General features: G+C 46.9%; 8 protein-coding genes. 5 read left to right on the top strand and 3 right to left on the bottom strand.

The annotated features are described in order from the left end of the window. Nucleotides 1-125: 125 nt before the first annotated feature. Nucleotides 126-6734, top strand: coding sequence for an OmpL47-type beta-barrel domain-containing protein (locus tag AC58U0_RS15570; protein ID WP_497379846.1), 6609 nt, complete (start codon nt 126-128; stop codon nt 6732-6734). A 253-nt stretch (nt 6735-6987) separates the two neighbouring features. Here AC58U0_RS15570 and AC58U0_RS15565 read toward each other — a convergent pair whose 3' ends face one another. Then, nucleotides 6988-7857, bottom strand: coding sequence for a helix-turn-helix domain-containing protein (locus AC58U0_RS15565; RefSeq protein ID WP_497379845.1), 870 nt, complete (start codon nt 7855-7857; stop codon nt 6988-6990). A gap of 130 nt (nt 7858-7987) precedes the next feature. On the opposite strand from AC58U0_RS15565, the gene AC58U0_RS15560 reads away from it, so the two are divergent. Together AC58U0_RS15560 and AC58U0_RS15555 are read left to right on the top strand one after the other, a co-directional pair. Further along, a complete protein-coding gene (locus AC58U0_RS15560; protein ID WP_497379844.1) occupies nt 7988-9871 on the top strand; it encodes a beta-L-arabinofuranosidase domain-containing protein in 1884 nt (627 codons plus the stop codon). 298 nt (nt 9872-10169) lie between these two features. Then, nucleotides 10170-10523: a DDE-type integrase/transposase/recombinase gene (locus tag AC58U0_RS15555; protein ID WP_497379932.1), complete on the top strand. Its 354-nt coding sequence runs from the start codon at nt 10170-10172 to the stop codon at nt 10521-10523. Between the two features lie 64 nt (nt 10524-10587). Here AC58U0_RS15555 and AC58U0_RS15550 read toward each other — a convergent pair whose 3' ends face one another. Both AC58U0_RS15550 and AC58U0_RS15545 read right to left on the bottom strand, forming a co-directional pair. Further along, nucleotides 10588-12393 (bottom strand): sensor histidine kinase, encoded by a 1806-nt coding sequence (locus tag AC58U0_RS15550; protein WP_497379843.1) that lies wholly within the window; start codon nt 12391-12393, stop codon nt 10588-10590. Next, nucleotides 12390-13973, bottom strand: coding sequence for a response regulator (locus tag AC58U0_RS15545; protein ID WP_497379842.1), 1584 nt, complete (start codon nt 13971-13973; stop codon nt 12390-12392). Before AC58U0_RS15545 ends, AC58U0_RS15550 begins: the two co-directional genes overlap by 4 nt. A gap of 152 nt (nt 13974-14125) precedes the next feature. On the opposite strand from AC58U0_RS15545, the gene AC58U0_RS15540 reads away from it, so the two are divergent. After that, nucleotides 14126-15046, top strand: a complete 921-nt coding sequence (locus AC58U0_RS15540) for an ABC transporter permease (protein WP_497379841.1) — start codon at nt 14126-14128, stop codon at nt 15044-15046. Nucleotides 15047-15061: 15 nt separating this feature from the next. Then, nucleotides 15062-15958 (top strand): carbohydrate ABC transporter permease, encoded by an 897-nt coding sequence (locus tag AC58U0_RS15535; protein WP_497379840.1) that lies wholly within the window; start codon nt 15062-15064, stop codon nt 15956-15958. Nucleotides 15959-16003 lie beyond the last annotated feature (45 nt).

The following is a 16003-nucleotide window of genomic DNA, read 5'->3' as shown; positions in this document are numbered from 1 at the left end:
TGAAACATCAGTGAGTAGAAGGTTGATTATCAGAAGAAATTGACAGCGCCTTCAAGCCGCAATGTACAAAGGATCCAAGCATACGACGTTGTATGTAGACTCGTAAAACTTAAAGGAGGAAACACATGAAAACTGTATTTCATTTCGGAAAGATATGGATGCGTCTGTTAGCCGTACTTGTAGCAGTGAACATGGTTGCAACGTTTACGCCAATTGGGGCGGTTTCGGCTGCAGATACGACCGTCATCACAGGAAATCAAGTCGAAATTAACGAAACGATCACGGGCGGTTTTACTCACCCGGGCGTCGGCTTAACCAAGACCACACTGGAAACAATGAGAGCGGAGGTGCTCTCGCAACACGAACCTTGGTATTCCTATTATAAGGCAATGACGGTATCTTCAGCCTCTTCAAAAACGGTGAAGGCCGGCAATCAAAGTTCCTCGGATTCAACGAAACCGTCCATCGTTGCTTTTAACAGTCAAGGAGTTGAAGCGGTCTTTATTGCTGACAGTCTGAAGGCTTATACCCAGGCGCTGATGTATTATATTACAGGCGATGAGACCTACCGGGTCAATGCCCTGCATATTATCCGCCTTTGGTCCCAGATGGATCCTGGGCAATACACCCCATATCAAGATGCGCATATTCATACGGGTATACCGCTCAACCGGATGGTAACTGCGGCGGAAATCTTGAGATATTCCAGTTATCAAACAGCATCTCTGCAGTGGACGGATCAAGATACGGTTAATTTTACCAATAACCTGATTACGCCGATTATCGAAAAATATCAGCATAATAACAACTATTTCATGAACCAGCATAATTATCCGCTCTTAGGAGCCATAGCGGGTTATATCTTTACCGATAACAGAGCGAGATACAACGAGGCTGTCGAATGGTTTACCGTGAATAAGACGGCTTTAGATCAGGGCTTCAATGGATCGGTTAAGCAGCTGTTCCGATTGGTTGATACGAATGCAATGACGGGCGAAAAATTAGCCCAACCTTACGTTCAACATGTAGAGATGGGGCGGGACCAGGCACATGGCGGCGGTGATTTGACGAATGCAGCCATCATATCGCGGATGCTTCTTGCCCAAGGCACCAAAGTCGATCCGGAGAATGGAACCGTATCCACGAATAGCAATGCTGTAGGTCCGTATGAGTTTTTGAATGATCGGATTTTAGCGGCCGCCAACTATTTTTGGCAGTACATGCTCGGTTATGACACGCCGTGGACGCCGGTTCCATATGCCATTTCACCAGATGGAACTGTGAGAGGGATCTATCAAAAATTGGCGGATTCCTACAGAGGAAGGATGCTTACCGCTAACTTCTGGGATCTGTACTATTACTACACGTATGTCAAAGGGGTAAATGTAGCGGAGAAGGCTCCATACTATTACGAAGCATTCACGAAGAGAATCCCATCCAATTCCTATTATAAAGGAAGCTTGAAAATCAATTGGGATAACATGGACGGCGGCGGCGACTTCTGGCTCTATTTACCGCAGGCGGCGGAGGCTGAAGGGGCTACCTTTCTCCCGAAGGAGCAACCAAGCGCAGCATTGGCAGAAATCGAAGACCGGTACACAGCATACGACAACAATACCGCAACGAAGCAAGAGGGAACTACCTCTTATGTAGAAACGAAGGCAACGGCAGAGGGAAGCAAACTGGTTGTACAGAACATGTCCTATCCCGACCGTACGAATTCCCTTCTCATAGGATTAAAGATTCGAACGAGCGGTGTGGCTACATTAGAGTTTAGTAAAGAAGTGGGCTCAACCCCGTACAATACACTGACGCTGCCGGATACAAAGGGTCAGTGGCAATATATCACCTATGACATGGGGATCAGTCATGTTTCCTACGGCCAGGTGGATCCTGATTACAACCTTCTTTATATGAAAGTGAAGGGAGCCGGTACGACGGTTGACTTTGACCACTTCAATGTACAAGCAGGCACACAGCTGACTCCGCCGGCATTTCAAGCGGGAAGTTTGGATTTGAATATCGTTGCCTATGTCGGGGAGCCTGTGACCTTGGACTTTGCCGCTACGGATTCAAGCGCCACAGATGTAATTGCTTACGAGCTTCAGAATGGTCCGAATGGTGCCCAGTTCAATACGAGTACCGGCGCATTTGCATGGCAGCCGACGCAAGCCGGAACGACTTCTTTTATCGTCGTTGCTTCTGACGGCACGACGGCTGCAGCCAAGAACGTTAACATTGTTGTTGCCAGCGACCGCGCGTCTGCCGTACAAGCGGCCATCACGCCATATCAACCAAATGCAACTTACACAACAGCGACATTGAATCAATATAATGCTGTATATAATGACACGATGAATCAGATTCAGACTGCGTCCGACGCGGCGTTCTATCAACAGTTGCTAAAACTAGGAAGCGCTGCAGAAAGTCTTCAATTGGTGACGCCATTATTATCCGATGAAAGCATGGACTATACTAATATTGTGACATCCACTTTCGGCAACTCGATTTCGCTGCTCATGGATAATAACAATAATACGTTCCCGGTCGCTGGTCTGGCGCCATATCCGAATTTGTACCATATCATGGATTTCGGGCCGGATTATAAGGTTTCAGCAACGGCTTTCGGCATTCAGGGCCGAATGAATTTTGTGGATCGTTCGGCAGGCTCGGCGGTATTCGGGTCCAATGACAAGGAAAACTGGACGCGTCTGACGCCTGGTGAAGCACCGTTTATCGATGACATGGCAACACTAGTTGTCGATGATGCGTACAAAAATCAGGAATTCCGATTCATCAAAATCGAAGAAATTCATCCGCAGCCTGACGTCATTCATAATAGCGTTCAAAACTTCCTTGAGCTCGGCGAATTCAGAATCTACGGGCAACGTAATGAAACGAATAATAAGATTCAGTCCATTTCGATCGGTTCAGATCAAAGTGTCGGCGGCAAAATCGTGATCGGCAACACGGCAAAGGTAACCATCCAAGCCAAAGAGCCGATTCATAATGTAAACGTCAACATCCAAGGCAAGGCTGCGATTGTAAGCACTCAGGACAATATAAACTGGACGGCTACGGCTGTCCTGGATGGATCTGTACAAACGGGTGCAGTCAAATTTACGGTCGATTACCAAAGGAACGACGGTACGAACGGTGATACAGCATTTTTGACAACCGACAACTCCAACCTGTACCTTGTTGATCCGGCAAATTTCATTAATGTTCCCATGCTGGCAACCGTTACAGCTTCACACGCGCAGTTCCCTGGCACCGGTTTATCGAAGGAGCAGGTAGGGTATTTATTGTTTGACAGCAATACAGCTACTTATGGGGACTTAAATTCCGGTTCTGGTTCCTATTACACGATAGACTTCGGAGCAGACGCTTCTGTTAAGTTGAACGATATTTTCCTCATGCCAAGAGCATCGTTCCCAGGCAGAATGGATGGAATGATTGTTCAAGGCTCCAACGATAATGTCAATTGGAAAAGCCTTACGAGCACTGCTGCCGGCTCGCAGGCGAACACATGGACCGTTCTTAAAGTGAATGGAACGTCGGATCAAAGTTATCGTTATTTCAGACTGTATAATAGCAATGCGTGGTTTGGCAACGCAGCGGAAGTTGAATTTTATGGTGAATATCGTGCAACAGCTGCAAAACTTGCTTCCACAATAACAAGCGTAGAGGCGCCTGCACAGGATGCAGCAAGTTTAAAGCTGCCAACAGTTCCAAAAGGTTATACAATAGCGATAAAATCAGCAACGCCTGCCGGAATTATCGGAACGGATGGTGCAATCGCAAAACCTGCTGCTGACACATTTGTATCTGTGGTTTTTAGCCTAACAAAGACGGCAGATGGTACAACAGCGGATACGGGCAGCATCGCCACTTTGGTACCGGGAGTGACAACAGCTGAAAAAATAAACGTTTCAACGCTGGCAACAGTTATAGCTTCCGATAAGCAATTCCCCGGTACCGGTTTGTCGAAGGAGCAGGTAGGGTATTTGTTGTTTGATGGCAATATAGCTACTTATGGGGACTTGAATACCGGAGCCGGTTCCTACTACACGGTAGACTTTGGAGCAAACGCGTCTATTAAGCTGAGCGGAATTAAACTCATGCCAAGAGCATTGCAAAGCGGAAGGCTGAATGGACTCATTGTTCAAGGCTCCAACGATAATAGCAGTTGGTCAAACCTCACCCAAGCAGTAACAGCAGCGAAGGATAATTCATGGACCGAAATAAGATATGATAAGCTTTTGAATCATAATGGTTACCGTTATTTGAGGCTGTATAATAGCTCCGCTTGGTTTGGCAACGTAGCGGAAGTTGAATTTTATGGATATTATGATTTCAATGCAGTTTCCAAGGTGCTTGCACAGGACGGCTATACTAAGGGAAGCTACTACTTATACCTGAAGGAAATAGAACGGATTAATAACTCAGTAATCCAGCCGGGTGCCGACAAAGCGGCGCTTCTGGGCGATCTTTATCGGGCTCAAGGGCTGCTGGTAGCTGTGAATACCATTTATCCGAAAATCACCGTTACCTCTTCAATGGTAGTAGCCTCCACTAGTGCAACGGATGGTAAGGACGCTGCGACAAACGGATGGCGCGCTTTTGACGGTAATACGAGCACGTTCCCGGACACCACTACCGCAGCTGGTTGGGCACGCGTCGATTTGGGTGCAGGTAATGTAAAAGTGCTCGGCAGCATTAGGTATATGCCGAGAAGCGGTCAGGCTTCCCGTATGAATGGAGCGCTGATCCAAGGCTCCAACGATGGCAGCAACTTTGAGACCTTGTATACGATAAACGGCGTTAGCGATATGAAATGGTATACGCAAACGATTACCAGCAGCACGGCATACCGTTATTTACGGTATTATACGCCTAACGGCTTTGCCAATGTCAGCGAGATGGAGTTCTATGAGAAGATTGTCGATCGTACGCTGCTCACGCTCTTGCTGACTCAATCAAATGCAGTTGTCGCCGACCATTATACCACCGAAAGCTATACGTCGTTCCAAACTGTGGTAACGAAAGCAAAATCGGTTGCTGCTGATGCAAGCGCGACCCAGACCGCAGTTGATGCAGCCTCCGACAGCCTGCCGACGGCGTTGAACAGTTTGATCTATAAGATCGAGCCTTCCGTGAATCCCACCGCACCAAACGGGTTAAACGGTTGGTACACGATGCCAGTGAGCATCACGTTATCCACCTACGGGAATGCGGAATATAATCTGAACGGCGAAGCCGCATGGCTTTCCTATGCATCTCCGATCACATTGGAGCAGGACGGAAACTATACCCTCAATTATCGGTTGAAGGATTCTGCGACCGTCCAAACAATCAAGGTAAACATCGACAGGACTGCTCCGGCAGGTGCTACTTTTACTACGGAAAATACGCCGGACAACGCCAAGGCTGCCGTCACAATCAGTTACCCGGATGATGCCGTCATGAAGGAATACAAAGTGGGTGATAACGGTACATGGACAACGTATACTGAGCCTTGTATCGTTAACGAGAATGAAACGCTGTACGCAAGAGGAATGGATGCCGCAGGCAACGTCTCCAATGTAACGAGTTACACGGTCAGCATCATCGATAAGACGCCACCTGCGGACGCAACCTTCGTTATAGACATTACAGCACCGACCAACCACGATGTTTCCGTAACGATCAACTATCCGGCGGACGCGGCAGTCAAGGAATACAAACTGGACGCAAGCGGCACATGGACAGCATACGGTGCTCCTGTAGTTGTTTCCGGGAATGTGACGGTATATGCAAAAGCAACGGATGCTGCGGGCAATGTATCAAATGTAACCCAATATGGGGTCGGCAATATCGATCATATAGCGCCTGCCGATGCAATCTTAGCTGTAGATACGACAGCTCCGACCAACCAAGGTGTCACTGTAACGATCAGCTTTCCGGCCGACGCGGCATTGAAGGAATACAAAATGGGCGCAAGCGGCACTTGGACAGCGTACGCCGCACCAGTCGTTGTTTCCGACAATGACACGGTGTATGCAAGAGGAACCGATGCTGTAGGCAATGTATCAAATGTGACGAGCATGACCGTAAGCAACATTTATAAGATTGCCCCTGTCACTGCCGCAACGCTTAATCCGGCAGCGCCCAACGGCAAGATCAGCTGGTACACGACGGATGTTACCGTAAGCTTATCTGTATATGCTAGTGTATACGGTGGAGCAGTGACAACCGAATATCAATTGAATGACGGTGCTTGGATTACCTACACAGGTTCCATTCCTGCCTTCGGTGAAGGGACTTATAAGTTCAGTTACCGCAGCACGGATCAAGCAGGCAATGTCGAACAGCTCAAAACCGTCGAGTTTAAGGTTGACAAGGCGGCGCCAGCATTAACCGTTCAATTGGATAAGACGTCAATATGGCCGGCTAATCATAAAATAGTGACAATCAATGCCATTCTGAATTCGAGCGATGCTGTATCGGGTGTTGATTCCGTGGTGTTAACATCAATCACGAGCAACCAACCGGATAGCGGTATAGGCGACATTCAGGCTAATTTCGGTACAGCTGCCACATCATTTAGTTTACGTGCAGAAAAAGGGCGAATCTATACGATCAACTACACAGCAACTGACAAGGCGGGCAACAAAACAGTTACTTCCGTAACCGTGACCGTGCCTCATAATCAGTCTGGAAATGGTAATAACAATCAATCAGGAAATCATTAAGAAGCGTACTTGTTTCGGGAGGAAGGCCATGCGCCTTCCTCCCTATAAAAGTGGGAACCGATGAGTGCTGCCAACAAATAAAAGAGAGCAAAACAAGAGCCCCGGAGGGATACTGATAATCCCTTTGGGGCTCATTTCATTTGTATTTCCGGAATGACTTGGGGTAAAGTCGGTTGCTTCAGACACGGATCCAAGAGCAGGTTATTTGCTTATTTTGTTTACGGATGATTTTTTGGTAAATCCCCGACCCTTTTTATCGATAAAAATGATTCATATAAGAGGAAGGCGATTCACCCAAAACTTTTTTGAACACTCTGGTAAAATAGAACGGGTTTTGAAATCCGAGTCGTTGGCTAATTTCCGAGATATTCAAAGTGGTGGTACGCATTAGATGCAGGGCTTTGTTCATTCTTAGGCGGGTATGCGCTTCAATAACGGTTTGTCCGGTTGTTTTGGCGAAAGTTGCAGAGATATGGCTGTAATTCAAATTCATGTATTCACTTAACCGTTTGGAGTCAAATTCCTCTTCGGCATGCCGGCTCAAATACTCCATGATTCGTCCTACATGGGCTTCTGCTTTTCCCGGCATTTTCGCTTTATCCATATTCGCTGCCGAGTGATGCAAGCTTAAGAATAGCTGGTAGGCATGCAAGCAGATTTCCGTCATCCGGTTAGGTCTTTGCTTGCGGCTGCTTTCGATCAAGGACTTCAAACGGTCTTCGGTTGTATGGTGAAGCGCAGCTGTTCCGAATTTAGGCATCTGAAGCACGTGTTGATAATGCTCGGGGAAATAGTAGTCCAGCTCGGAAATAGCGGACTGCCGTTTATATTCGATTCGTTCATCGACGATCGTTGTAAAGTGAATCCAATACCAGGTCGTTCCGGGAAGCGTCTCGGGCCGGCCCCAATGATGCACCCCCTTCTTCAAAAACAAGTGTTCATTTTCCCCCACAACGTAGTCGTTCTCTTCCTCCGTGACCTGCATGCTCCCTTTGGCGACGAATAGAAAGACATCGTAATCAAGCATCCGATCCGGATGAGAATACCAGTCCTGAGTTCGGTTGCTGCCAATATCCCGGATTAGTGGGAACCTGTCCGCCGTTAGATAAATGTTCCGGTCCATCCTTGCTCCCCCCCCCCCATCCTTGATTTTGCCAAAAAAAGTGTAGGTAATAAAAATAAAATGCATTCAAAGCTTGTGTTCATACGATTATTATATGTATTGTACATCAAAAAAAGAGAGAGGTATAAGTATGGCTATACGTCTGCGAGAATATTCTTACGGTCAAATCAGGCTCGCTGAGGGACCGCTCAAGGCACGCTTCGAACTCAATAAACAATATGTCATGAGTTTAACGAATCAAAATCTGTTGCGAAACTTCTACCTAGAAGCCGGATTGTGGAGTTACAGCGGGAATGGGGGGACGACCAGTGTTTCGACCACGAGTAAAGACGGTCCCGAGCATTGGCATTGGGGGTGGGAATCCCCGACCTGCGAACTGCGTGGCCACATGATGGGGCATTGGTTGTCCGCTGCAGCACGAATCTATGCCCAAACCAAAGACCCAATGGTCAAAGCCAAGGCGGACACTATCGTCCAGGAGCTGGCACGTTGTCAGGAAGCGAACGGTGGGGAGTGGCTGGCGGCGTTCCCTGAATCGTATATGCATCGAATTGTCCAAGGCAAGTGGGTATGGGCGCCACATTATACGGTCCATAAGTTATTGATGGGCCTCTATGAGATGTATAAGATCGCCGGAAATGATCAGGCATTGAAGATTATGGATAAAATGGCTTCCTGGTTTTATCGCTGGACAGAGCGATTCACCCACGATCAAATGGACGATCTACTGGATATGGAAACCGGCGGGATGCTTGAAGTATGGGCGGATCTGTATGGATTGACACAGGCCGTACAGCACCGGGAGCTGATTTATCGGTATGATCGGAGACGCTTTTTCGATACTCTTTTAGCGGGAAAAGACGTGCTTACGAACAAGCATGCGAATACGCAAATTCCAGAAATACTCGGCGCTGCACGAGCTTGGGAAGTGACCGGAGACGAGCGTTTCCGCCACATTGTTGAAGCGTTTTGGCAATGCGCAGTCACACAGCGCGGATACGTATGTACTGGGGCGGGGGACGATGCGGAGCTTTGGATGCCTCCTGGGCAAATTGCCGAACGGCTGGGCGTTGGACAAGAGCACTGCTGCAACTACAACATGATGCGATTGGCTCAAGTGCTTCTTCGTTGGACAGGTGATCCCATCTATGCCGATTATTGGGAGCGCAGATTTATCAATGGCGTGCTTGCGCACCAGAATGGCGAAACCGGTATGATCTCTTATTTCCTCGGCGTAGGGGCTGGCAGCAAGAAAACATGGGGGTCGCCTACGCAGCATTTCTGGTGCTGCCATGGCACTTTGATCCAGGCGAATGCTGCGTACGAGACGCCGATCTATTCAGAGGACGAGGAAGGCATTATTGTCAATCAATGGATTCCTTCCAAGCTGGAAACCGAATGGGAAGGAACCCGTACCAGCCTCAGTCTGACACAAAACGGGCAAAATGGGCTTTATCCGCTGAACGGATGGTCGGTTGAGGGAATGACGGCGATCACACGGGTCGATATTTCCTCCATTCCGGTGCATCGTCCGGATCACTTTGTCTATGACCTGACCGTTGCCTGCGAGCAGCCGACCGAATTGACCATTAAGCTTCGGCTGCCGTGGTGGCTCGCCGGAGAGCCTGTCATTTTAGTAAACGGAACCCCGCATTCAGGCACCTTTAAGCCGTCATCGTACTGTGAAATCAGCGGCAAGTGGAGCAATGGCGATACAATTCACGTTGAGTTCCCTAAACGGCTCAGGGTCGAACCGCTTCCCGGACAATCTGGTACCGTAGCTTTCCTTGACGGACCCATTGTATTGGCAGGGCTTAGCCAAGAAGAAAGGCGTCTGTACGGCAATCTCGAGGATCCGGAATCCATGCTGATCCCGGATCGAGAGCGCAATCATAGCTGGTGGAATCCGGGGTATTACCGTACCAAGGATCAGGAGTGGGGAATCCGCTTCATTCCTTTATATGAAGTGAAGGACGAAATGTATTCGGTTTATTTCCCGGTTGAGCGGCGTTAAAGATAGCCGGGGGCAAGGATATGGAAGTGAATCCGATGGATACTTGATAGAGATTTAGGATGGAAAATAGGAAGGATACATCTTCCTTTATCAAAACAATCCTTAAATGAAGTCGTTAAATGCACATCAAAAAGTCGCCAAAACAGTAGAACAGGCTTCATAATTTTGATATTTTCTTAGCATAGTCTTATTGATAAGTATTCAGGGTTTAGGAATAATAATAAATAATCCCGGACTGCAGAGCAAACTCTCGGCATTTCATGTTGTCTGAAAATCGAGACGCTCTCGCTGCCAAACGATTTTTCAAAGAGCATTGACTTCAACACACAATCAATCGCCTCGCGTGATCTCTGTCGATAAAAATCCAGCTTACGCTATTGCAGTTCAGCAATTAAAGGACGAGAAGGCTATGAAACAAGAAACATTACTACGGCAAAAGAAATATCTTAAGTATATTATTGAACAAGATCATCGGTTTATAAAGAAAATCATAAAACCAATGCTGGGATACAAGTCGTTTGAAACTGCAGAATATACAATTGCGGGAATCGAAGTCATGCATATGCTAAGGAAAGGGCAGGTCGAATGCGTTCATTCGTCTGTCCTTTCTTCAGTTGAATTAATCAACAACTTGTTTGGTGTGACAGCATAATCAAACAACGAAATCGCGGATATCTTTGATCAATTTTAATTGTTGCACTAAACCTTCCGATCCTTTATACATTTTGCATTTTCTGTACGGGTATGCGGATTACAATAGCCGTCCCTAACCCCGGTTTGCTATTAAAAGTAAGCCCGTAATCCGAGCCGTAAAACAAATGGATCCGATCATTTATGTTTCGCAAGCCGTATCCGCTTCCTCTCGTTCGATTGTTGAGTTCATTCGTGAGCAGTTTCGATACAATATCCGGAGATATCCCTACTCCATCATCAGAAACGATAATCACAATATCCCCTTTGTCCAATCCGCCTGTAATCCGAATCGTACCCGATTCCTCTTCCGTACACAGAATACCATGGATGATGGCGTTCTCTACGATTGGCTGCAGAGTTATTTTTATAATTCCGTATTCCATAATCTCTTCGTCCACCTGGATGTCCAGCAGAATTTTATTCGCGTAACGGGTGCTCTGTATTTGCATATAACTGCTGGCGTGAAGAAGCTCATCACGGATGGAGATGACCGTATTTCCCTTGCTTAAGCTGAGTTTGTAAAACTTAGAAAGCGAAGTTACAACCTGTCCAATTTCGTCAGCCATTCCATTTCGAGCCATCCATTTCATCATATCAAGCGTGTTGTAAAGGAAGTGGGGATTTATTTGCGCCTGTAGCGCTTTTAGCTCCGCACTCTTGATTTCTTGTCCGGCCCGGAATTGATCCTCCAGCAATAACTCAATTTTGCCGACCATATAATTGTAATTCTCGATTAACTCGCCGAACTCGTCCCTGGATGGGGGCAAGGAGAGTGCTGCGATGTTGCCTTCTTGCACGTTGCGCATTTTACGCATGATCTGGGTTAGGCGCGAAGTCATATAATTGGAAATCAGAATGGATAGCAGAAATGCAATCAAAGCAATAGCGATGAGCAGGATGAGTGAATTCTGCAGATTTGCTTTGCTCTCGGAAGCAATCTCTTTAAGTGGAATCACAGTAACCATATACCAATCGGTCCCTGGTATCATTCTGCTTTGGAAATACACTTGATGGGATGAATTCTCCAGTTTGACAAAATGGGGACCTTTCTTAGCGGAGCTAATCACTTCATCTTTATCGATCTTATATTCCTGTTGAAGCGGAAGATTCGAACTGGCGACGTTATCCCCGCTGGAATTCTGAATATACGTCAAGCTATTACGAATAGGGGCAGCGTTGCTTAAGATATCCATGACCGCGTCTACCGGAATGTCCAATCGGAGGACGCCAAGAAGTTCAGAGTAATCTTTGGGGTTACGGAATGGCCGGAGAACCGCAAAGAAACTCTTGCCTTTTGCATCCAGGTCAGTGAAGTAAGAGCTGGGAGCCCACAGAATGCCATTACCGCTGTCCATCAACCGCTTGAACCAATAGGTCTGACGTGCTTTCTGCAGACTGAACAGATTGACGTTCTCTTCGGAATAAAACAATTGCTCGTTAAGGAACAATTTGACGCTTTGGATATCCCGCTGGTCCTCGAAAGAAGATATGAATGGCCGCAAATCTAGAAAATTTCTGTACTGCATGAAGAAATCATCGGAGCGCACTTCGGAGGTCATTACATCGGTAAGCATTTTCTCCGACATAAGAATATCGCTCGCTGCGCGGATCCTTTGAAATTTATAGGATAGAAAGGAGAATGACTGATCGAAATTTCGCGCGACCGAAAACGATGTCCTGTTCAGGAATTGCTTGTATAGCTGCTCCGACGACAGATAGAAATAAACCCCGAGCGGCAGGACGATTAATAGGAAGAAGGAAAGGATAAGTTTATGTCTAAGCTTGAGATTGGACAACAATTGGAAGTGCCGGGCCGCCTTTAACCTCATCCTCCAAGTCCCTCCCTGTATTGGGATGGTTTGCTTCCGGTAATCTTGCGGAAGCACTTCGCGAAGTAATCTCCGTTAGTATACCCAACGCTCAACGATATATCTGCCACTTTGCGCGAAGGATCGCGCAGAAGCTCCTTGGCTTTATCAATCCGGTAATTTGTAATATATTGATTGATCGTTTGACCCGTTTCCTGCTTGAAGCGATTGCACAGATAAGAGGTCGTAAGCATGGTGTGGGTGCTGATTTGACCGATGGACAGATGTACGTCCGCGTAATGGTCATGCACGAATTGAAGGATATCATTAACAATACCGCTATAAGGGGATTGTTCCTTGATCAGCGATGCATAGCGTTCCACCTTCATGACGAGGAAATCCCTCATCTCGCTTAAGGTGTCAAATTCGTTCATTATGTTCCATAAGAATCCCGAGCTATCGGCATTGTCAAACAAGCGGATGTCCCGATCTCCTGATGCCCGTATCAGTGTAATCAGAAGTTGGTGATAGATTTCTTTCACACGATTGACCGTCGTGTTTTTATGCTGTTTGATATCAAAGGTAAGGCTGGAAATGAGCCGAAGTGCTTGCCCGATTTCCTGCTTGAATAGATACTCCTGGAAAATCATTGCTAAATGGGTGTCGAAGGGATACGCGGGTGTCTGGATATCGTTATACCCGTATACGGAATAACCGTTATAGAACATATGCTGCATGGCAATGACGGCTGTGCGGTAGGATTCTTCAGCACCGGACAATCCTATGACCGGCTTGCCTGACGCGACGAATATAATGTCCTTGTTCGGTAGGATATCTAATAAGTTCGAGGCGAATCGATCGGCAGCATCCCGGAGGTCGTCCAGATTGCCGGATGTGACGTACAGGTGGATGATGATATGAGACTCGTCCTTTACGGCGGCAATGCCTGTCGTATTGGATTCCGTCAGCAAAGCAGATACTATCCCATAGATGTACTCCGCTGTCAATTCCGTTCGTTCCGGTTTCAACATATTCTTCTTACGGACTTTGACAAGCATCGTTTGCAGACGCATCCGGGCAGGAAACGTATATCCGGCCAGTGCCGTCAACTCACTGATCCTCTCTTTACTGGATTGCGGTTTCGTAATCGCTAGTGCAAGCTCGCTTAAGATGAGCGGCATAGCGGATGACAACACATTCGTCTCCGCAATGGGAATCAGTCTTGTCGATCGAGTCTGCGAAACCGCGAGCCGAAGGGCGTCCTGCAGTTCGCTTAATTCAATGGGCTTCTCAACGTAGGAGATGGCTCTAAGCTTAATGGCCGATTTCAGATATTGCTTGTCAGAGAAACCGCTCATGAAAATGATTTGACAGTTCGGAGCCAGTTCCCGATAAGCAGTCGCAAGCTCTATCCCATCCATCTTCGGCATTCGTACGTCGGTTAACAGCAGCTGCGGATGCTCCCGGCGTGCGATCTCGAATGCCTTGCTCCCATTGCTGGCTTGTAACACAGTCCCGATTCCGAATTCGTTCCAAGGAATAGCTCCGATAATCCCCTGAAGTGTGAATGGGTCATCATCCGCGATTAAAATCTTCAGCACAATTCAAGCCTTCTTTCTAGTTTTCCTTTTCATTCTGATAGTACAATATATTTGGCTAGTTTACAATTCTGTAGGGTTAATTATGTGTTGGTGATCTGTCAAAATAGTGATAACGATCTCGTAATAATACAAAAAAATAGGAGGGTTCAACAGTGAAAAGCGAATCGTTGCTTCGGCATCTGATCAAGAACCGACTATTGGTAATGATGTCTCTACCAGCAGTTATCTTCTTCTTCATCTTCAACTATTTGCCCATTGCCGGATTGGTTGTTGCATTCAAACACTACAACTACCAGGACGGTATTTTCGGAAGCCCGTGGGCGGGATTTGACAATTTTCGGTTTTTCTTTATTTCAGGCAAGGCCTTGCTTGTGACGACCAATACCTTCTTGTACAACATCGCTTTTATCGTCGTTAACAACATTCTGGAGATCGTGCTTGCAATCGCACTCGTGGAAATATCGGGCAAATGGTTCCGCAAGATTACGCAATCGATGCTGTTTCTTCCGTATTTTGTATCTTGGGTAACTGTGGGGCTATTGGTTTACGGGTTTGCTGATTTTGATTCGGGGATCATTAACGGCTTCTTGCGGTCAAGCGGCTCCGGGCCAATCGACATTTACAATACCCCGGGATATTGGCCTTTCCTGATTATCCTTGTCAGTGCGTGGAAGTCGGTAGGTTACGGAATGATCTACTACCTGGCTGCAATTATGGGAGTAGATTCCGAAATTTATGAAGCTGCACAAATTGATGGGGCGAATATTTTCCAGCGGATTTGGCATCTGACCCTGCCATTTCTTACTCCAACCATCGTCATCTTAGTGCTTCTTGGGATCGGTAACATTTTCCGAGGTGATTTCGGCTTGTTCTACCAGCTAGTCCAGAACAACGGCGTACTGTTCGACAAGACAGATGTTATCGACACATTCGTCTTCCGCTCCCTGCTCACAACGAGGGAGGAAGGCATGGCGGCTGCTGCCGGCTTCTACCAGTCGATTCTGTGCTTCGTCACGATTATGATTGCCAATTATCTGGTCAAGAAATACAACAAAGATTACTCGCTGTTCTAGAAAGGAGGTACCATCTTGAGAAAACTAACTGCGGATGTCGCGATCTTTAATATTGTCGCTTATCTATTGCTTAGTGTTTTTGCAATCCTGTGCGTCGTGCCATTTCTAATGGTCCTGTCTTCGTCCTTGACCAATGAACAGGAGATTATTCGTAACGGATATACATTGATCCCGTCTTCCTTCACGTTCAAGGCTTACGAGGTCGCCCTTGAGGATCCAATGATCATTCTGAGAGCTTATGGCGTTACGATACTGGTTACGGTAATCGGAACCCTCGCAAGTGTATACCTGATGGCTATGACGGCTTATGTCATCCATAAGCGCACATTCCGCATAGCGAACGGCTTGGCTTTCTATTTCTTCTTCACTACGCTGTTCAATGCCGGTCTGGTGCCCTGGTATATCCTGATCACGAAATACCTGCATTTAAAAAATAATTTGCTTGTTCTAATTGTTCCAGCACTGTTCAGTGTTTTCTACATCATTGTTCTGAAAGCGTTCATGCGCGGAGTGCCGGAAGCGTTAAGCGAATCCGCATTCATGGATGGAGCGAATGAATTTCGAATATTTAATTCAATTATTCTTCCTGTATGCAAGCCGGTACTTGCGACGATTACACTCTTCGTCGCACTGCAATATTGGAACGATTGGTATCTATCCATGCTGTTCATCTCGAATGAGAACTTGCGACCGCTGCAGTTGCTTCTCTACAATCTGGTCTCGAATTCCGACGAGATGCGAAAAGTGATGCAGCTATCCGGCGGTACGGCATCCGTCGACTTGAGCAACATGCCGCTAAACTCGCTAAAAATGGCAGTCACCGTGATCGCCATCGGCCCAATCCTCTTTTTGTATCCGTTCATACAGCGATATTTTGTGAAAGGGCTGACCTTGGGCGCTGTGAAAGGTTAAAACCGGTACTACCGGTTTAACATATAATAAACTTTATAGGAGGGT

It is taken from the genome of Paenibacillus sp. J31P190, from assembly GCF_059692075.1.
The sequence above is the reverse complement of the archived record's forward strand: the minus strand, read 5'-3'. Positions and strand labels throughout refer to the sequence as shown.

Coding starts and splice junctions, on each gene's coding strand:
- AC58U0_RS15570 (WP_497379846.1), top strand. CDS start 126: ATGAAAACTGTATTTCATTTCGGAAAGATATGGATGCGTCTGTTAGCC.
- AC58U0_RS15565 (WP_497379845.1), bottom strand. CDS start 7,857: ATGGACCGGAACATTTATCTAACGGCGGACAGGTTCCCACTAATCCGG.
- AC58U0_RS15550 (WP_497379843.1), bottom strand. CDS start 12,393: ATGAGGTTAAAGGCGGCCCGGCACTTCCAATTGTTGTCCAATCTCAAG.
- AC58U0_RS15560 (WP_497379844.1), top strand. CDS start 7,988: ATGGCTATACGTCTGCGAGAATATTCTTACGGTCAAATCAGGCTCGCT.